The organism is Deinococcus budaensis (genome assembly GCF_014201885.1).
In the GTDB taxonomy this organism is placed as follows: domain Bacteria; phylum Deinococcota; class Deinococci; order Deinococcales; family Deinococcaceae; genus Deinococcus; species Deinococcus budaensis.
In genome coordinates, this window is record NZ_JACHFN010000006.1 from 44,910 (window position 1) to 62,600 (window position 17,691).

The 17,691-nt window shown below is 69.3% G+C and carries 24 protein-coding genes, 1 tRNA gene and 1 pseudogene; 18 read left to right on the plus strand and 8 right to left on the minus strand.

From position 1 onward, the window contains the following. Window positions 1–55: 55 nt before the first annotated feature. The 3 genes from HNQ09_RS09150 to HNQ09_RS09160 all read right to left on the minus strand — a co-directional run bounded on the left by HNQ09_RS09150 (window position 56) and on the right by HNQ09_RS09160 (window position 1,925). Window positions 56–1,075: an aldo/keto reductase gene (locus HNQ09_RS09150; RefSeq protein WP_184028224.1), complete on the minus strand. Its 1,020-nt coding sequence runs from the start codon at window positions 1,073–1,075 to the stop codon at window positions 56–58. A 42-nt stretch (window positions 1,076–1,117) separates the two neighbouring features. After that, window positions 1,118–1,438 (minus strand): divalent-cation tolerance protein CutA, encoded by a 321-nt coding sequence (gene cutA / locus HNQ09_RS09155; RefSeq protein WP_184028226.1) that lies wholly within the window; start codon window positions 1,436–1,438, stop codon window positions 1,118–1,120. A 97-nt stretch (window positions 1,439–1,535) separates the two neighbouring features. Then, window positions 1,536–1,925, minus strand: coding sequence for a cell division protein FtsB (locus HNQ09_RS09160; protein WP_246363262.1), 390 nt, complete (start codon window positions 1,923–1,925; stop codon window positions 1,536–1,538). Window positions 1,926–2,014: 89 nt separating this feature from the next. Between HNQ09_RS09160 and HNQ09_RS09165 the strand changes: the two genes are divergently transcribed. From HNQ09_RS09165 to HNQ09_RS09180, 4 genes are all read left to right on the plus strand, one after another. After that, window positions 2,015–2,500 carry an acyl-CoA thioesterase gene (locus HNQ09_RS09165; RefSeq protein ID WP_380002856.1) on the plus strand — a complete coding sequence of 162 codons (486 nt, stop codon included), beginning with the start codon at window positions 2,015–2,017 and terminating at the stop codon, window positions 2,498–2,500. After that, entirely contained in the window at window positions 2,497–2,787 is a 291-nt protein-coding gene (locus HNQ09_RS09170) for a hypothetical protein (protein WP_184028232.1), read from the plus strand. The genes HNQ09_RS09165 and HNQ09_RS09170 overlap by 4 nt, the downstream gene beginning before the upstream one ends. A 120-nt stretch (window positions 2,788–2,907) precedes the next feature. Continuing rightward, window positions 2,908–3,837, plus strand: coding sequence for an ROK family protein (locus HNQ09_RS09175; protein ID WP_343057704.1), 930 nt, complete (start codon window positions 2,908–2,910; stop codon window positions 3,835–3,837). Next, window positions 3,834–4,232, plus strand: coding sequence for a methylglyoxal synthase (locus HNQ09_RS09180; protein ID WP_343057705.1), 399 nt, complete (start codon window positions 3,834–3,836; stop codon window positions 4,230–4,232). Before HNQ09_RS09175 ends, HNQ09_RS09180 begins: the two co-directional genes overlap by 4 nt. Window positions 4,233–4,303: 71 nt before the next feature. On the opposite strand, the gene HNQ09_RS09185 is transcribed toward HNQ09_RS09180, so the two are convergent. Beyond that, window positions 4,304–5,557, minus strand: a complete 1,254-nt coding sequence (locus HNQ09_RS09185; protein ID WP_184028234.1) for an aminopeptidase — start codon at window positions 5,555–5,557, stop codon at window positions 4,304–4,306. 63 nt (window positions 5,558–5,620) lie between these two features. On the opposite strand from HNQ09_RS09185, the gene HNQ09_RS09190 reads away from it, so the two are divergent. Then, a tRNA-Pro gene (locus tag HNQ09_RS09190) sits at window positions 5,621–5,697 on the plus strand. A 105-nt stretch (window positions 5,698–5,802) separates the two neighbouring features. Here HNQ09_RS09190 and HNQ09_RS09195 read toward each other — a convergent pair. The 4 genes from HNQ09_RS09195 to HNQ09_RS09210 are packed head-to-tail and all read right to left on the minus strand — an operon-like array spanning window position 5,803 to window position 8,783. After that, window positions 5,803–7,011, minus strand: a complete 1,209-nt coding sequence (locus tag HNQ09_RS09195) for a tyrosine-type recombinase/integrase (protein WP_184028236.1) — start codon at window positions 7,009–7,011, stop codon at window positions 5,803–5,805. Window positions 7,012–7,013: 2 nt separating this feature from the next. Next, complete coding sequence (locus tag HNQ09_RS09200; RefSeq protein WP_184028238.1) at window positions 7,014–7,619, minus strand: hypothetical protein; 606 nt, start codon at window positions 7,617–7,619, stop codon at window positions 7,014–7,016. After that, entirely contained in the window at window positions 7,619–8,080 is a 462-nt protein-coding gene (locus tag HNQ09_RS09205) for a S24 family peptidase (RefSeq protein WP_184028240.1), read from the minus strand. The genes HNQ09_RS09200 and HNQ09_RS09205 overlap by 1 nt, the downstream gene beginning before the upstream one ends. Window positions 8,081–8,093: 13 nt before the next feature. Further along, window positions 8,094–8,783, minus strand: coding sequence for a S24 family peptidase (locus HNQ09_RS09210; RefSeq protein WP_184028242.1), 690 nt, complete (start codon window positions 8,781–8,783; stop codon window positions 8,094–8,096). Between the two features lie 130 nt (window positions 8,784–8,913). Between HNQ09_RS09210 and HNQ09_RS09215 the strand changes: the two genes are divergently transcribed. The 13 genes and pseudogenes from HNQ09_RS09215 to HNQ09_RS09270 all read left to right on the plus strand — a co-directional run bounded on the left by HNQ09_RS09215 (window position 8,914) and on the right by HNQ09_RS09270 (window position 17,649). Next, on the plus strand, window positions 8,914–9,153 hold the full coding sequence (locus HNQ09_RS09215; RefSeq protein WP_184028245.1) for a helix-turn-helix transcriptional regulator: 240 nt from the start codon (window positions 8,914–8,916) through the stop codon (window positions 9,151–9,153). Further along, window positions 9,150–9,389, plus strand: coding sequence for a MerR family transcriptional regulator (locus HNQ09_RS09220; RefSeq protein ID WP_184028247.1), 240 nt, complete (start codon window positions 9,150–9,152; stop codon window positions 9,387–9,389). Before HNQ09_RS09215 ends, HNQ09_RS09220 begins: the two co-directional genes overlap by 4 nt. An 84-nt stretch (window positions 9,390–9,473) precedes the next feature. Further along, window positions 9,474–9,908, plus strand: a complete 435-nt coding sequence (locus HNQ09_RS09225; RefSeq protein WP_184028249.1) for a hypothetical protein — start codon at window positions 9,474–9,476, stop codon at window positions 9,906–9,908. Beyond that, window positions 9,905–10,180 carry a hypothetical protein gene (locus HNQ09_RS09230; protein WP_184028251.1) on the plus strand — a complete coding sequence of 92 codons (276 nt, stop codon included), beginning with the start codon at window positions 9,905–9,907 and terminating at the stop codon, window positions 10,178–10,180. The genes HNQ09_RS09225 and HNQ09_RS09230 overlap by 4 nt, the downstream gene beginning before the upstream one ends. Continuing rightward, window positions 10,171–10,398: a hypothetical protein gene (locus HNQ09_RS09235; RefSeq protein WP_184028253.1), complete on the plus strand. Its 228-nt coding sequence runs from the start codon at window positions 10,171–10,173 to the stop codon at window positions 10,396–10,398. Before HNQ09_RS09230 ends, HNQ09_RS09235 begins: the two co-directional genes overlap by 10 nt. Beyond that, a complete protein-coding gene (locus tag HNQ09_RS18870; RefSeq protein WP_184028255.1) occupies window positions 10,398–10,631 on the plus strand; it encodes a hypothetical protein in 234 nt (77 codons plus the stop codon). Before HNQ09_RS09235 ends, HNQ09_RS18870 begins: the two co-directional genes overlap by 1 nt. After that, a pseudogene (locus HNQ09_RS18875) lies at window positions 10,628–11,265 on the plus strand (Rad52/Rad22 family DNA repair protein). Before HNQ09_RS18870 ends, HNQ09_RS18875 begins: the two are co-directional and overlap by 4 nt. After that, entirely contained in the window at window positions 11,246–11,539 is a 294-nt protein-coding gene (locus HNQ09_RS19330; RefSeq protein WP_425485874.1) for a hypothetical protein, read from the plus strand. Before HNQ09_RS18875 ends, HNQ09_RS19330 begins: the two are co-directional and overlap by 20 nt. Window position 11,540: 1 nt before the next feature. Continuing rightward, window positions 11,541–12,047 carry an HNH endonuclease gene (locus HNQ09_RS18670; protein WP_221269724.1) on the plus strand — a complete coding sequence of 169 codons (507 nt, stop codon included), beginning with the start codon at window positions 11,541–11,543 and terminating at the stop codon, window positions 12,045–12,047. Further along, window positions 12,034–12,837, plus strand: coding sequence for a hypothetical protein (locus HNQ09_RS09255; protein ID WP_184028258.1), 804 nt, complete (start codon window positions 12,034–12,036; stop codon window positions 12,835–12,837). Before HNQ09_RS18670 ends, HNQ09_RS09255 begins: the two co-directional genes overlap by 14 nt. Next, window positions 12,834–13,802, plus strand: a complete 969-nt coding sequence (locus HNQ09_RS09260; protein WP_184028260.1) for a hypothetical protein — start codon at window positions 12,834–12,836, stop codon at window positions 13,800–13,802. Before HNQ09_RS09255 ends, HNQ09_RS09260 begins: the two co-directional genes overlap by 4 nt. Continuing rightward, on the plus strand, window positions 13,799–14,326 hold the full coding sequence (locus tag HNQ09_RS09265) for a hypothetical protein (RefSeq protein ID WP_184028262.1): 528 nt from the start codon (window positions 13,799–13,801) through the stop codon (window positions 14,324–14,326). Before HNQ09_RS09260 ends, HNQ09_RS09265 begins: the two co-directional genes overlap by 4 nt. Further along, complete coding sequence (locus tag HNQ09_RS09270) at window positions 14,323–17,649, plus strand: ParB N-terminal domain-containing protein (protein WP_184028264.1); 3,327 nt, start codon at window positions 14,323–14,325, stop codon at window positions 17,647–17,649. The genes HNQ09_RS09265 and HNQ09_RS09270 overlap by 4 nt, the downstream gene beginning before the upstream one ends. Window positions 17,650–17,691 lie beyond the last annotated feature (42 nt).

Sequence of the window (17,691 nt, forward strand, 5' to 3'; positions counted from 1 at the left end):
AGCCGCGCAACGCCGTCGGACCACCGAGAAGTCCGGCGGCGTTCTGGGGGCGGGGTTACCTCTCGAGTTCGGTGCGGGCGCGTTCCCAGTCGCTGACCCGGCTGATCTCCGCGAGGTCGTCCGCGCTGAGCTGTACGTCCAGCGTGCCCAGCAACTCGCGCAGCTGCCCCACGCTGTTGGCCCCGATGATGGGCGCCGTGACGCCCGGCTGGGCCAGCAGCCAGGCCAGCGCGACCTGGGCGGGGTGGGCGCCGTGACGGTCCGCGACCGCGACGAGCGTCTCGACCGTGTCGAAGTTCTGCTCGCTGAAGCGCCGCGCGGCGTTCTCGCTCGCCCGCACGCTGCCCGGCAGCGGCTGGCCCCGGCGGTACTTGCCGGTCAGCATCCCGCCGCCCAGCGGACTCCAGGGAATCACGCCCAGCCCGTACTCGGTCGCCACCCGCGCCAGCTCGCGCTCGAAGTTCGCGCGGGTGGGCGAGAGCAGGCTGTATTCGGGCTGGATGCTGACAAAGGCTTCCAGGCCCCGGCGGTCACTCGTCCACAGGGCCTGCATCAGCCGCCACGCGGAGTAGTTCGAGCAGCCGATGTAGCGCACGTACCCGCGCTGCACCAGCTCGGAAAAGGCCGCCAGCGTCTCCTCGATGGGCGTCTGCGAGTCGATCCAGTGCGCCTGATACAGGTCGATGTGGTCCACGCCCAGGCGGCGCAGGCTGTCCTCACAGGCCTGCATGATCCAGCGCCGCGACAGCCCCTCGCGCTGGTGGACGCTGCCCCGGCCCTCGACCCCGCGCTCGCCCATCGGCCCGCGCACCTTGGTGGCGATCACCACGTCGTTCCGGCGGCCCCGCGCCCTGAGCCAGCGGCCGATGACCTCCTCGGACACGCCGCCGGGATTGCCCGGCGTCCAGGTCGTGTAGATGTCGGCGGTGTCGATGAAGTTGCCGCCCGCCGCGTGGTAGACGTCGAGCAGGTCAAAGGCGGTGGCCTCGTCGGCGGTCCAGCCGAACTGCATGGTGCCCAGGCCCAGGGGAAAGAGGTGCAGGCCGCTGCGGCCCAGCTGACGGTAGGGGGTCATGGGGACACGTCCTTTCGGGGAGACGGGAGGCGCCGGAAAGCTTCAGTCCCCGCGCTCGGCGGTCGCCTCACGCAGCCAGGACTGGAACTCGGGCAGGGCGCGGTCGAAAGGCAGGGCGACGATCTCGGGGACCTCGTAGGGATGCATGCCCCGGATGCGGCTTTCGAGGTCCGGGTAGCGCTCGCCGGTCGTCTTGACCAGCAGCAGGGTCTCGGGTTCCTCGGCCACCTCGCCCTCCCAGCGGTAGACGCTGTGGACGCCGGGCAGTACGTTCACGCACCCGGCCAGGCGTTCATGGACCAGCGTCCGGGCCAACTCGTGGGCGCGCCCGGAAGGCACCGTGACCAGCACGACAAGTGACATAGCCTGCCCAGCATAGCCGGGGCGGCGGGGCCGCCATGCCCGGCGATTATTGAGCTTTCTCACGCGGGGGGCGGGGGGTGGGCCGCGCGGCCCGCGCTCAGGGCACCCGCAGGGCCGCGCAGTTCTCGCCGGGCGTCTCGGGGGCACCCTCGGCCACCACGATCTGTTCGTCGCCTCCCACAAAGCCCTGACAGCGGGCCAACACTTCCAGATACCCGGGGTCGAGGGCGCCGCGTTCGGCCTCGCGCAGCACGCGCAGGTCACGCTCCAGCGCCGCGATACGCGCGTTGGTCGCGCGGGTGTCCTGCTGCCAGTTGAGGGTGCGGTAGGTCAGGTTGCCCAGCTGAAAGGTGAGCTGCACGATGCCCAGCCCGGTCAGGGCGCAGGCGAACATCAGGGTCAGGGGCAGGCGCTGCACCTGCCGCCAGCGCGTCCCCAGGCCCCGGGACGGCGGGGGCGGGGGCGGCGGCGGGTCCTGGGCGGTCATGAGCCAGAGCATAGCGCCGCGCGGCGTGAGGGGCAGAGAGGGGCACAGAGCCGCAGCCCGCCGGGGCGGCAGGTGGTCTAATGGCGGCCATGAGCATGAGCGAGACCGGACCGCGCCCCCCGGCGGGGGCCTTGGCAGACCTCGACTGGACGCGCGCCCACCGCAGCGAGATCCAGATGCGCTACGGCGACATCGACGCGATGGGGCACCTGAACAACGCCGTGTACGTCCAGTACCTCGAAACGTCGCGGGTGCTGCTGATGCGCGAGCTGGAGGTGCCGGACCGCGAGGACCGCTCGGTGATCGCCCGGCTGGAACTCGACTACCGCCGCGAGGTGCTGTGGGGCCAGCGGGTCGCGGTCGAGTCGCTGGTCGAGCGCCTGGGCCGCAGCAGTTGGACGGTGGTCTCGCGCCTGACCGCCGACGGCCTGCCCTGCGCCTACGCCCGCACGGTGCAGGTGCGGGTCGACGCCGCCCACCGCCCCGAGGTCCTGCCCCCCGCCCTGCGCGCCCGGCTGGAGACGCTGCTCGCCGCGCCTCTTCAGGCCGGGGTGGCCCCCCCCCGCACCCCATGAGCGGCTCCCCGCACTTCGACGACCGCGTGCTGTACCAGGGCGACGTGTGGGTGCGCCTCGACACCCTGCCCCGGCTGCTGGCGGAAGGCTGGCGGCGCACGCTGGCCCAGGGCGGCGTGGTCACGGTGGTCCGCACGCCCTTTCAGTGGGCGATGGCCAGCCCGGTCATCGAGATCGAGACCGGCGGCTACCTGGGCGACGTGGGCCTCTACGTGCCCGAGGTGCAGCTTGCGGAGGCCCTGGCGCTGCTGCGGGCCGACGATCCCGGCGAGCTGCCCGGCGCCTAGAGGCCAGCGCCCAGGCGCCGGGGGGCTACACTCTTTCCCGCTGGAAACGCTTCCGGCCATCCGGCCACCCGTGACGCCCCAGACCGAACACCCGACCCGCGCCAGACGGAGGTTTTTCCCGTGACCCAGGCTTCTTCCGACCCCACCGCGCCTTTCCCTGCTCCGGCCATCGGCATCGACGTGGGCGGCACCAAGATCGCCAGCGGCGTGTTGATCGGCGGCGAGTTGCGCGGCCGCCACGTCCAGCCCACGCCCGAGACCGGCTGGCCCGCCGTGCTGGACGCCATCGCCGCGCAGGTGCAGGGGCTTCAGGCGCAGTTTCCGGACGCCGCCCGGGTTGGGGTCGGCGTGCCCGGCCCCCTCTCGCTGGACCGCCGCCGGGTGAAGTTCGCGCCCAACATCTACGGCTTTACCGACGTGCCGCTGGTCGAGGGCCTCGAAGAGCGGCTGGGACTGAGGGTGGTGCTGGAAAACGACGCCAAGGCCGCCGCGCTGGCCGAAGCCCACCTGGGCGCGGCGCGCGGCACCGGGAGCAGCGTGTACGTGACGGTCAGCACCGGCATCGGCGCGGGCATCGTGCTGGGCGGCCGGATCTGGCGCGGGCGGCACGGGATCGCGGGGGAACTTGGGCACGTCACCGTGATGCCGGGCGGGCCGGTCAGCGGCGCGGGGCTGGACGGCGCGCTGGAGGCCATCGCCAGCGGCACCGCCATCGCCCGCGACGCGAGTTACGCCCTGAACCGCGACGTGAGCACCGCCGAGGCCTTTACGCTGGCGGCGGGCGGGCACCCGGCGGCGCGGCGGGTGGTGGACCAGGCGCTGCGGCACATCGGGGTGGCCTTATCGGACCTGCAAAAGCTGCTCGACCCGGAAGTCTTCGTGATCGGCGGCGGGGTGGCGAGCGTCGGGGACGCCTTTTTCGAGGGTGTGCAGGCCGCCGCCGACGAGTACGCCGGGCCGTTTGCCCCGGTGACCATCCGCCGCGCCCAGCTGGGGGGCGACGCGGGCGTGATCGGGGCGGCGCTCGCCGCAGGGCAGGAGGGGGCGTGAGCGGCCCCCGCCACACCCGGCGCGAGGTGGCCCTGATCGCCCACGACCGCCAGAAGCTCGAACTCGCCCTCTTCGCCCTCGCGCACCGGGAGGTGCTGACCCATTTTCCGCTGGTCGCCACCGGCACGACCGGAGGCATCCTGGCGAGCAAGACCGGCCTCGCGGTCGAACGGGTGCTGTCCGGTCCCCAGGGCGGCGACCAGCAGATCGGGGCGCGCATCGCGGAGGAACGGGTGCTGGCCGTCTTTTTCTTCCGCGACCCCCTCACCGCCCAGCCGCACGAACCCGACGTGTCGGCCCTGGTGCGGCTGTGCGACGTGCACGATGTGCCGCTGGCGACCAACCCCGCCTCGGCGGAGGCGCTGATGCTGTGGCTGCAACAGCGCAGCTCGTAGCCCGCCGCGCGTAGCAAAAGAAGGTGGGCAACGTTGCGCCCGTCGCCCACCTTGCTCTCCCCGCCACCCGCTCAGATCACGAACTCGCCCGCCCGCATCACCGGCTCGCGCCCCCCGCCTTTCGTGACGCCGTCCACGTCCATCTCGCCCGAGCCGATCATCCAGTCCACGTGGGTGAGCGAGTCGTTGCCGCCCTTGGCCGCGAACTGCTCGGTGGTCATCGCCGCGCCGCCCTGCACGTTGTTGCGGTACGCGCTGCCGATGGCGATGTGCGAGGCGGCGTTCTCGTCGTAGAGGGTATTCATGAACAGCAGGCCCGAGCGGCTGATCGGGCTGGAGTGCGGCACCAGCGCGACCTCGCCCAGGCGGTGGCTGCCCTCGTCGGTGGCGATCATCTGCCGCAGGGTGTCCTGGCCCTGGCTGGCCGTGGCCTCCACGACCCGCCCGCCCTCGAAGCGGATGCGGATGCCCTCGATCAGCACGCCGTTGTAGGAGAGCGGCTTGGTGCTCACGACCGTGCCCTCCACCCGCTCGCGGTGGGGAGCGGTCCAGACCTCCTCGGTGGGGATGTTGGCCGTGAAGGTGATGCCCGAGGGGGTATCCGCCGCGCCCCCGCCCCAGACGTGGTCGTCCGCGAGACCCACGGTGAGGTCGGTCTCGCCCCCCCGGAAGTGCAGCGCAGCGTACTGCTTGCCCGTCAGGGTGTCGCGGCGGCGCTTGAGGTCCGCGAGGTGCGCCTGCCACTGCTCCAGCGCGTCAGGCTGATCTGCCCGCGTGGCGGCGAAAATCGCGTCCCACTGCCGCGCCACCGCCTCCTCGCGGGAGACGCCCGGAAACATCAGCTCGGCCCACCCGGGGACCGGCGCCGAGATCAGGTTCCAGTTCAGGCGGTTGGTCATCACCTGGGCGGTGTAGGGCTTGCGGTAGGCCGCCAGGGTGCGCTGGTGGGCGGTGACGCGGGCGGGATCCACCCCCGCGTAGAGGTTGGGGTTGGTCGCCCGGATGGCGATGACGGCGCCGCCCGCCTCGGCGGTCTCGATCTCGGCGTCCACCCGCCACTCGCTGAGCTGCTCGAACGACCCCTCCGGCGCCAGCGAGAAGCGCGCGAGCTGCACGTCGTCGTCGTCCCAGCGCACGTCCACGAAGCCCGCGCCCGCCGCGTAGGCCTCGCGCACGATCAGGCGGGCCAGCGGCGCTGTGTCCACCGGGGCCTGCACCAGCACCCGCTGGCCCTCGCGCACGCCCAGGCCCACGCGCACCGCCAGGCGGGCGTAGTTGCGCAGCTTCTCCTCGAAACTCAGGTTGTTGGTCACGCGGCCCAGCATAACCTCCCGGGCCGCGCCCTTGACGGCGGCGGGGACGGCGTCTATAGTTCTGTGGCTGGCCGTCGAGGCGTAGCGCAGCCTGGTAGCGCACTACCTTGGGGTGGTAGGGGTCGTGAGTTCAAATCTCGCCGCCTCGACCAGCAGAACCCGCTCTGAGAGCGGGTTTTTTCGTTTCTGCACGCTAAGCAGGAACGGCCACTCCTGCACCCAGCAGCAACCGGTGCAGCAACTGGAATCCTGAGACCTCAGCTGGGGAGTGTCGGTGCCCCCCTCGTCTGTCGGCCTTGCAGCAGATCGTTCAGGCTCAGGGCGGCCCGGTCCCGCTGCTCCTCGAACACATGACCGTACACGTCCAGGGTCATGCTGGCGTGCGCGTGCCCCAGCCGGTCGGCCAGCGCCTTCGGGTCCAGGCCCTGATAGATCGCCAGGCTGGCGTAGGTGTGCCGGATGTCGTGAATCCGGATGGGCCGGATCTTCGCTTCGGCCAGCAGGGTGTACCAGTCCCGCAGCAGATTGCGCGGATGGTAGATGGTGCCGATGGGGGTCGGGAAAACCAGGTCCTGCTCTCGCCACTCATCGCCAGCCGCCAGGCGCTCCCGGGCCTGCCGCTCGCGGTGGAGCGCCAGCGCTTCGAGCGTATCGGCGGGCAGGGGGACGCGGCGCCGACTCTTCTCGCTCTTGGGCGTCTGGAGATGAGGGGTATTGCCTACGAGCACGCAGTTCTGACGGACGTGCAAGACGCCCTTCTGAATGTCCTGCCGGCGCAGGCCGCAAAGCTCGCCGCGCCGCAGGCCGGTGGTGATTGCGAGGTACACCAGGCCGTACAGGCGGCTGTTCTGAATGGCCAGGATCAGGCGGTGAATCTCGCTCGGCTCCCAAACCTGCATGTCGCGCTTGGCAGGCTTGACGCGCTTGACCGCCTCGACCGGATTGCGGGTGATCAGCCCCAGCTGGAGCGCGTGGCGCATGGCGCTGCCCAGCAGACTCAGCGCGCCGTGCACGGTGGTCGTGCCGAGGGGGGGCAACGTTTCCCCTTCTGGCAGCTTCTGGCCCTTGCCAGGCTTGCGGGGCGTGGTGAGCAGGGTCGTCTGGAGGCGCTGCACGTCGAGCGGCGTGAGCTTCTGGAGGTGATATCGACCGATATGCGGGGTGACGTACAGCTTGATGATGTACTCGCGCTTCTCGATGGTCGTGGGCTTGAGGCTCCCCTTCGTGTCGCGCATCCACTCGTCGAGGTATTCCGCGACCGTCATGCGGCTGGGGTCCACCAGGGCGTTTTCCTCTTTGAGACGCAGCAGGTGTCGGATCTTCTCACGCACCTCTTTCTGCGTCTTCCCGCTGACGTACTTCCGTTTGGGGCGGCCGAGGCCGTCGATCTGAACGGTGATGCTGCCGCGCCAGGTTCTATCGGGCAGCTGATAGACGCTGCCCTCGCCATTGGCCCGCTTCGCCACCGCTACTCGGCCTCCCCTTCCAGGGTTCTCCAACGGTCCAGGGGATCGACCGGCGTAATCTCCACGAAAATGGGGGCTTCCTCTGTGCCCGTCGCTTCCAGGGCTTCATAGACCCGGTCCCGGAAGGATGGGCTCTGGAACATGTATTGGTTCATCGTGAGCGAGATGCGCGTTATCCGCCGACCGTCCTCGTCACTGATCCGGATTTGGGGATCGCCCACGCTCCGCTTGACCGTCAGCGCGGTCAAGACCCTACGCGTGGCTTCCGGCAGCAAGGTCAGGTCTGGCCAATCATCCAGGCGACTGCCTACACCCTCGTTCCAGATCCGCACCAGCGTGCCATGGTCCAGCGGGTGCGGTTTCATGCGGTAAGGGGGTTCGATCACGCCGGTGACCAGCTTGATCTGGGTGTGAATGGACTCGGCGAACGGTTCGACCCGTTCCTGAATGGCCCTGAGCGGAAGGTCGGTATCCACCCAGGTCGCGCAGAAGATGGTCTCGTCCGCTCCATGCCGACTGAACTCCACAGGAACCTCGTCGAATGTGAACAACCGACGCATGGAATAACCATCGGTGCTGCCGAGGATTTCCAGCACGTGGTAGGGCATCAGTGGTCCCATCCCCGGTACTTCGTGTGTTCCCAGTGCAGACCGTCCAGGCTTGTGGCGTACACCCGACCCATATTCCGCATGCTGCTGTCGAGCAGCGTAGGCCCGTGCGCCGGGTTGTCGCTGTACATGGCAGGCCGCCCCGCCCGCAGGCGCAGGCGTTTGACCACCATGGAGCCGTCTGGCATCCGGAACGCGAACACGTGTCCGTACTGGGTCAGTACGTCGCGTCTGTCGACGAGGGCATAACAACCGTGCGGCAGGCCCCCGCCGTCAGGCAAGCTCATGCTGTCGCCGTCGACCTGCAAAGCGAACATCCCGAATCGCCGGAAGCCCAGCGGAATCGGGAAGGTCACACGGCGTTGAAAGGGGCTGGGATCGAGTGCCAATCCGGCACTGATGAAACCGACGAGTGGGGCTTTGCTTGGAACGTAACGACGAGGAAGGAAGTATGACGGCATGTCGTGGGGTCTCCTAGTTCAGTTGGTGAGGTTCGCGGTCGCTGGTGACCGTGTTGACGACGCCGACGACACGGGCCTCACTTGCGGGAATGTCTTCGTGGCTGCGGTTCTCGGCGCGAAACACGGGGCCGAGACGGGTCTGGGTGTACATGCGAACGTGGACGCCGTCCTCGTCAGTCACGACGTAGACGCGTCCTTCGGCAGGAGTGGTGTCAGCCCGGTCCACGTGCAGGAACTCTCCTGGCCGAATGCTGGCAGCGGTGAGGCCCATCATCTCGTCGGAGTCCATGCGCAGCAGCAAAGGCTGTTTCACATCGGGCGCGACAGCGTGGTGGTCGATCGGGGCGCCAGGATCGTCCGGCGTGAGCGCGGCTTGCAGGGGGTACACATCCGCACTGCCTTCCGCAACCAGGCTGGCGTCCGCGATGCCCAGGTCCAGGCCAGTAGCCCGCTGCATCTGCGAGAACGACCAGTCCAAGCCTTTAGCGAGAGCTACCGCTTTCCCGAGACCAACGTTCAACAGATGGACACGCCCTGTTTCCACATCGGCAACGTTGGATGTGGTCAGGACTTCCTTCCCCTCTTCGTCGTACCCCCCAGCAGCCGCAACGTCTTCCTGACGCTTCCCAAGCGCCATACGCCGCTTCACGAGCGCTTGCGCCCACGCTGGGCGATCTTTTTGCTGGCGGCTGACTCTGGGCATGGGGAGTATGGATGCGTACATTTAGACGCTACTACGCAGACTGTACGTTCTGGGTTCCCCCAGATCAAAAGTTCCTACCCAAGTCGTACATTGACAATGTATGGGTGTACCCATAAACTGAACCATGCGAATGAGCGAGATCAGGCGGCTGCGCACGGAGCGCAACCTGTCCCGTGACGAGCTGGCGGCAAAGTCAGGCGTCTCGTCACTGACGATCCGTGCGCATGAACTAGGCACTGTCAACGGCACCGAAACCAAAACTGCAGAAGCGATTGCTGCGGCTTTGGACGTTCCACTTCAGGCTCTTTTTTTTCCTCTAAACTTGGATATATCCAAACAAGATGGAGAGGGCCAGGAGGCTTCCATATGAAGCTCGCTTACACCTACGACGAGGCAGCGGCGCAGTTGGGCTGTCAGAAGGATTTGGTACGGGACCTCGTGGCCAGCGGCGACTTGCAGGCATTCACCGTGAGCCCGAAGCCGGACGCCCGGAGCAAGCGCATCAGCCACGCGGAACTCACCCGTTTTATCGCTGCTCGCGAGGACGCCGAGCGGCGCAAATTCGCGGGCCTGACCCTCAGCTCCAACGCGCGGCAAAGCGCGTGAGCTTGGGCCGCAATTCGTGCGGCCCAACAACAAAAAGCGCGCCGTACGGGAGTCGCAGTCCCAGGCACGCAGATCGGAGATCACATGAACAGTACCCCGCGTCCGACCGTCATCACAAGTCCCCCGCGATACAAGCGGCGGCTGTCCACCCTGGTGGACAAGGTCAGCGTCCCTCTGCACACCCGCGAGGGCAAGCGCCGCCTGTTCCGCCACAGCGTCTGGCCCTACGTCAACCCCGCCTTCCCCAGCTGGACGTCGCTCACCTTCTGGCCCGGCTGGCTGAGCAACACCGCCAGCGGCCGCATCTGCCTGATGACCAGCGAGGTCTGCCCGACGGGCGACCTCGACGCCACCCTCGACCGCATCCAGGCCGAGCACGGCGTCCACCTGTGGCTGCGCCCGATCCGGGTGCCCACCACCTGGCCGCGCGGGAACTGGTGGTGGCCTGAGGTCAGCCTGACCGTCTGGGAGCTGCACCTGGACAAGGCGCATACGGGTCTGAAGGCGGTGGCCGGGTGAGCCGCTCCGCCCACGACGCCCGCAACCTCGAACAGATCGCGCTGCTGCACGAGCACCTGGATAGCAGGGTCGGCAGTGGCTACCGCCCGCGCGCCTGGTGCCTGAACCCCGGCTGCCACGAGCCCATCGACCCGGCCTGCGCCGCGTGCCCCCACTGCGGGCACCCGCAGGCCCTGCCCGTGCCCACCACCGTCTCCCAAACGCGCTGCCTGCTGTGTGGCCGCGACGGCTGCGACGGCTCGCTCTCGCAATGCACGGAGCGGTGGCGCTGATGCCTCACCCCAACGGACCCCGTACCCGAATTCTGCGGCTGTACCGCACGTTCACCACGCTCGACGCCGGGCTGGTGGCCGCTGCCCTTGGCATCACGCAGCAGCAGGCATCAGGCCAGCTCATCACCCTGTTCCATGCCGGACAGGTGCTCCGTGCGTCACGTCGGAGCGCCCGCCGCCCTTACCTCCGCATCGAATACCACCGGGAAGTCCGCTGATGCGCGCCTATCTGCGTCAGGCCACCGGCTACGGCCCGCTCGGGCTGCTGCTGGCACTCGTGCTGATCCTGGTGGCCACCCTGCTGGGCCTGGACGCCCTGCGCCAGTCCGTCGCTGCCGTCGCCGACCCGCTGCGCCTGCTGCTGGCCGCGCCGGAGATGGCGGGCGCCCTCGCGGCGCTGTTCCTCTCCCGCCGCTTGCAGGACCTCGTGCCTCAGGAGGTGCGCCCGTGAAGCTCTCCGACGTTCAGAAGCGCCTCGCCGCGCCGTTCCCCGCGCATCTCGTGGGCTGGAAGCCCCAGGCCCTGACCAAGGACCGCTCCCGCGCGTTGCTGGTGGCATACATCGACGCCCGCGCCGTGATGGACCGCCTCGACGCCACCTGTCCCGACCTCTGGGAGTTCCGGACCCGTGAGGTCACCGGCACGCCCACCCCCATCGTGCAGGGCAGCCTCACCGTCCTGGGCGTCACCCGCGAGGACTACGGCGAGGCGGGCGAGGGCGAGGCGGGCACGATCAAGGCTGCCGCCTCCGACGCCCTGAAGCGCTGCGCGGTCCACTTCGGCATCGGGCGCTACCTCTACGACCTCCCGAAGTGCTGGGCGGACTGGGACGACAAGAAGCGCGAGCCGGTCAGCACTCCCGAGCTGCCCGAGTGGGCGCGGCCCGAGCACGAGCGCAGCCCCGGCGGCGCCCACATCGTGCAGGCAATGGAGCAACTCCGGTACGAGCTGCCGGAGGACCTCGACCTCCAGCGCGAGGTCTACAGGTGCCTCAAGGCGGCCCTGAACACCGTCTACCCGGCCGCGCGTCAGCCTGTCGCCCGTGAACCCGAAGCGGAGGGCGACTTGCCGACGCCCCCTCTTGACCCCATCAGCAAGGCCACCAAGAGCCAGATCGCCGCGCACCTGGAAGGCCCGCGCTGGGGCCTGGAGCGGGACGAGCGCCTGGCTTTCACGTCCTGGCTGGCCGACCGGCGGGACGCGCCGCTCGCCTCCAGCGCGGAGCTGACCGAGACCGAGGGCCGCCGGGCACTGAACGCCATCGAGCGTTGCGCGAAGCCCAAGACCCTGCTCGGCCAGTGGCGGGCCGACCCCGCCGGGCTGCCCGGCGAGGCCGAGGCGTTGGGGGCGGTGGGCTGACGTGGCCGAGATCAAGCTGCACGGGAAGCGGGGGGAGGGCAAGGTCGCGCTGTGCGACGACGCCGACCACGCCCTGCTCTCGCAGCACCGCTGGCACCTGAACAGCGACGGGTACGTCCGCACGTACTGGCGTAAGCCCGGCGTCCGCAGCACCACGATGCAGATGCACCTGCTCCTGACCGACGAGAAGGGCGGGCACTACAAGGACCACCGGGACGGCAACAAGCTCGACAACCGCCGCGCGAACCTGCGGCCCTGCACGCAGCAGGAAAACTCCTTCAACCGCCGGATGCACCGCAACAACAAGAGCGGGTACAAGGGCGTGGTCCGCCGCAAGAGGAAGTGGGCGGCCTTCGTGCACCAGGACGGGGAGCAGACCTTCCTGGGCCTGTACGACAGCGCCGAACTCGCTGCCGCCGCCTACAACGGCGCGGCCCGCGCCCTCTTCGGGGCGTTCGCCCGGCTGAACGTCATCCCGGCGCCGGAGGTGGCCCATGCCGCCGACTGACGCGCCTGCACTGACCGACGTGCTCGCCGAGCTGTTCGCGGCGGCAGCGGCGGGCGGGGTGGCCCGCCGAACGGTCGCGCGGGGCCTCCAGCTGCGGGCGGTCGTGCGGGAGAGCGGACGGCGCGAGCTGCTGCTGTGGCGCAATGCCTCCCGCCTGCCCAGCGGGACCGAGTGCAAGGTCGTGGCCCGCGACGCCGGGTTCGTCGAGCCGGTGTTCAAGGCCTGGCCCTGCGAGGGCGTGGACGGCTTCCACCTGCGCGACCGCGCCGACTGGCAGCACCCCTGCACCCACGTCTGGGGCGCGACGGTGTTCCTGTCCGGGCGCCAGGAGGGCGGGACCTCGCGGACCTGCACGCGCTGCGGGACCACGGCGAGCGTGCTGCACAGGAAGCGCGCGAAGGCCTCGACCTTCCTCTACAACGACCACGAGGTCAGCGAGGCGACCTACCTGAGCGCCACGGTGGCCGGGCCGATGCCCAGCACCCTGGACCGCGAGGAGAGGGCCGCGCTGATCGCGGAGCTGGCGCAGATGCCCACCACGATCAACGACCGGCTGGCGCTGCGGGGCGAGGTCTGCGGCCTGTGCGTGTACGGGGAGCCTGCCGAGTACGGGATGGTCGCCTGCACGCTGGGCTGGGAAGCCCACGACAACGTCTGGATCGAGCCGTTCGCCGGGAAGGGCTGGCTGCCCGCCACACAGGGACACCCGGGCGTGCCGCTGCCGCTGCTGACGCCCGCCTGCCGCTGCATGGCCACCGGGGGCCGTTGGGCGCCCCGGAGGGTGGCGTGAGCAGCAAGAACGCTGGAGTGCGTCTGGTCGCCCGCTTCCTGGGCGTCCAGAACACCATCCCGGTGCCGGTGCCCTTCGTTCACCTGCTCGGCGACTACACCGCTGCCGCCTTCCTCTCGCAGTGCCTGTACTGGGGTGAGCGCAGCGGCGATCAGGAAGGCTGGTTTTACAAGACCCACGCCGACTGGTACGAGGAATTGCTGCTCACCCCCGACCAGATTCGCCGCTGCACCCGGACGTGCGAGCCGTATCTCGAAACGGCGCGCCGGGGCGTCCTCGGGAAGACGCATTACCGCGTCCGTGAACACGAGCTGGGGGAAGCCCTCCAGATGTTGGGAAACCCAACGTCTAGAAGTGGGGAAACCCAACATCTAGACGTTGGCAAACCCAAGGTCCAGACGTCGGGAAAGTCCACTTCTAGACGTACGGGAAACCCAACATCTCCTAATAAGGAAGCAAAGACTACAGCAGAGACCACAGCAGAAGAGGGCGCGCAGCGCGCCGCCGCTCCGTCCACGGGGCAGGTTCAAAACGACCCATCCGGCACAGGCGGCGCTGATCGCGCCGAAGCCCCTGACGGGGCCCGAGGGTCACACGCCACGGCCGTTTCCGGAACTCAGTCGACGGGTGGGCACGAACCGAGCAACGCCACCAGCACGGAAGAAGTTCCGGCGCGGCCCGGCGAGGTCGCCCTGCGCTCCGCGATGGGCGAGAAGTTCTACGGCGAGCTGCTGGCCGAGGACCCCGACCGCGCCGCCTGGGGCGACCTGACCACGGAGCGCGTCGGCGAGCTGCGCCGCGCCGCGAAGGCCGAGGCCAAGGAAAAGAACCTCGACGCCTGGCGCACCCCCTTCATCCGGCTGCTGGACCACGAGATCGTCCGCGCCCCCGAATCCCCCTCCACCCCCACGAAGGCCAGCGTGTCTGACCTCGTGCGTGCCCGCCTGCAAGGAGCGAAACCGTGAGTACCCAGACCCCGACCGACCTGGCGCAGATCGACGCTAAGACCCTCGGCATGGCCCGGCTGCTGGCCGCCCACCCCAACGCCCAGCGCGGCCTCCAGCGCAGCATCGAGCGGCAGCAGGAGCAGCGCGAAGCGCAGCGGACCCCCCGCCGGTTCGCGGCGCCGATGGACTGCCCCCACTGCGGCGCTCCCGGCATCACCTACCTGACGCTGCCCACCAAGGACGGCCCGCGCGAGTTCAAGCGGAGGCCCATGGACTGCTGCCAGCCTGCTCTGCGCGACGCCGCCGAGAACGCGTTGCACTACGCGCTGAACCCCAACAACTGCGCGGAGGAGCGCGTGGAGGCCGCCGACCGTTACGCGGCCCTGAAGGGGAGCATCACCGCCCCGGCGCTGCTGCGCGAGCTGGACACGCACGAGGCGCTGCTGGCGGATATCGAGGCCCGCGTCTCCGGCCTGACCCGCGCCCAGGGTGGCGTGGAGTACGGGAACGGTGCCCAGAACCTGCGGCTGGTGCAGCCGTGAGCCGCGCCCTCTCGCCCGAGGTGCAAGCCACGCTGCGCGCCGCCACGATCAGCGAGGACGGCCTGACGCTGACCCTGGCCGGGGAACTCGACCGCAAGCTTTATCAGGCCACCGCCAAGGCTATCGAGGCGCTGGGCGGCAAGTGGAACCGCAGAGCTCAGGCCCACCTGTTCACCAGCGACGTGCGCGACCTGCTGGCCGGGGTGCTCGACGGCGACGCGCTGCCCAAGAAGAACCCCCTGGCCTTCTTCGCGACGCCGGAGCCGCTGGTCGTCCTGATGCTGAACCTCCTGGGCGACGTGCGCGGCCAGCGCGTGCTGGAGCCGAGCGCCGGGGACGGCCACATCGCGGACGCGCTGCTGGAGGCGGGCGCCCTGGTGGACGTGATCGAACTCGACGACACCCGGCACGGCCACCTCATCGGGGCCGGGTACCAACCGGTCGCCCGCGACTTTCTGGCCTTCACGCCGAGCGAGCGCTACCCCGTGATCGTCATGAACCCACCCTTCACTGCCGAGGGCGACGCCCAGGCCTACATCACCCACATTGAGCACGCCTGGGCGAACTGCCTCGCGCCGGGCGGGACCCTCGTCGCCATCGCGCCCAGCGGCTTCACCTTCCGCGAGGACCGGCGGGCGCAGGCCTTCCGCGCCCTGGTCGAGGAGCACGGCGAGTACAGCCCCAACGCCCAGAACGCCTTTGTCGAGAGCGGCACGGGCGTCCAGACCGTCACCCTCTACATCCGCAAGCCCGCTCCCCCGCAGGAGGTTGCTATGCTCGTCCCCACCGAACAGGCCGCCAAGAACGCCCGTAAGAGCAGCAAGCAGGCCGCTGTCGCAGAGTCCAAGAAGCAACCCCAGGTCTTCACCGAGTACATGCCCGGCGACTTCGTGATCTGCGAGATCGGCGGGCAACCGATCAACAGCGGCATCACGGGCCTCCACGTCGGCACCCCCCTGCGGTTAGACGTGGTGAACCGCAACGGCCCCAGCACCATCCCGCAGAACGCCATCACCTGCCGCGACGACTACTCGCCCGTCGCGCCCGTGCGGGTGGGGGACCTCGTGACCCTGCGGTTCCGCCAGGGGGAGCTGTTCAAAGTCGTCGAGCCTGCCGGGGCAGACGGGGTAGTGGAGCTGGAGAACATCGCCGCCCCCCAGGACCGGCCCTCCAGTCCACTCTCTGGCCTGCGCGTGACGCGGCGGGTGAACATCGCCGACCTCTACGCCGACCTCAGCCTTCCCCTGCCCAGCTACCTGCAAGAGGCGGCCTCCAATGGTGTTGTCGTCGAGCCTGAGGTTGCCCCCGACCAGCCCGTCCCTGCGGAGTGGCTGGCCCAGCTGGAGGAGTGGCGCACTCGCTTCCACATCGGCGCCCGCGTCCGCTTCCCGGCGGCGAGCAGCACCGAGCCGGGCGCCGTGGAGGAGTTCGTGGGCGTCGTTGTCAGCCACGAGCCTGGGATCAGCGAGCACTGCACCGTGGACGAGGACGGACATAGCACCGTGGTGAAGTTCCGGAACCTTGCGCTCGAAGCTGCCCCCACTGAGGAACCTGCACTCGCCAGCGACCCGGCCCCAGCGTCAGCCACCCCCGACCTTCAGGCCCCCCGCCTCACCCCCGGCGCCATCGGCCTGCTGCTGGTGCCGCTGAGTCAAACCGTCCGCAGCAGTTGCAATGTCCGCAACCACTACGACCCGCAGGCCGTCGAGGAACTGGCGGCCAGCCTCGCGGCCGAGGGCCAGATCGAGAACTGCACCGGCCGCTGGAACGCCGAGGGCCAGGTCGAGATCGTGGCGGGTGAGACGCGCCGCCGCGCACAACTGCTGCGCGTTGAGCGAGGCGAGATCGGTGATGCCTACCCGCTGATGGTCCACATCCGCGAGATGACGGACGCCGAGGCGCTGGCTGTCAGCGCGACCGAGAACATGCGCCGCCGCTCCATGACCGCGCTGGAGGAGTGCGAGGCGATGCAGCGCCTCAACGACGCCGGGCGCAGTGTGGAGGAGATCGCCTCGATGTTCGGGTTCAAGAGCCTCCAGCCGGTGCATGACCGCATCCTCGTTGCGCGGAATTTGCACACCGCCGCCCGGGAGGCCCTTGACAAGGGCAACATCAGCTTCGCGCAGGCTGCCGTCATCGCCCGCGCCCCCGGCCAGCACCTTCAAGAGAGTTTGCTTCAGGCGGCCACCAGCTGGAACCCCACGAGCGCCAAGGGCTTGGCCGAAATGCTCACACGCGGGCAGTTTCTGGTTGCCAATGCGAAGTTCGACGTGGAAGCCAGCGGGCTGGAAATCCGGCGCGACCTGTTCGACGCTTTTGCCCCCTACTTCGAGGACAAGGCAAAGGCGCTCGACGCACAGATCGCGTGGGCGCACGCCCGTGCGCAGGAGATTGAGAAAGACGGTGGGCAGGCGTTCGTCCATGTCGTGACTGGCGAGAACGGCAACTTCTACACGTCTGATCATCGCGCCTACGAGTACGTTGGCCCCAACGATCCAGCTGCGGGCACCATCGTTTACGTCAGCACCCTCTTCGGCACGAGCAGGGAGGAGCGGGCGAAGCTCCGCAGTAACGCTCAGGCCACAACAACAGAGGACGGTGGCACGAAGGTCGAGACGGTACGCCCCATGCGAGACAGTGCCTACCTGGAAGCGCACAAGCTCCGGGCCACCGCTGCCCGCGCCGCCGTCCTGGGTGACCAGCACCTTACCCTCGCCCTGACGGTGTGGGGCCTGATCATCGGCTCCACGAACGACGTGGTGCGGGTGAATCTCCAGCCGGTGAGCGCCGCGCACGAGATCCCCGAGCTGAAGGTCCGGGCAGAGGCGCTGGCGAACCTCCTGGCGCCCGACACCGACAGCGGGAGTGTGTACATCTCGGCGCTCGGCGCATCCGGCGTTCGCCCTGACCCCGAGCGGGTGCTGCGCCGGTTGGTGGCGATGAGCGACGACGAGCTGCTCGGGCACCTCAACACCCTGGCCTCGCTGACTGCCTACGACTGGTTCCAGTACGGCAACAAGACCCCGGCCAAGCCCGAGTACGCCTACCTCGCTTCCTTGACGGACGCACCGCAGCGCCTGGCCGCCAGCTTCCGCCTCACCGACGAGTGGCTCAAGCGCTACCCGCGCCACGAGCTGCTGGCCCTCGCGGACGAGGCGGGGCTAGGGCGAGCGCTGATTGAGGACTGCGGGACCTTGAAGGAGATGCGCGCCCGCCTGCTGGAGCACGCCGACCGCCTGCACGCCGAGGGATTCGTGCCCGCGCTGGTGCGCTTCCCAGAGCCGCCTGCGACCGCTGACGCCACCGCGACTGCCGCCGACTGATCCGCCTTGGGGGCTGCCTCGCGCGGCCCCCTCCCTGCCCTG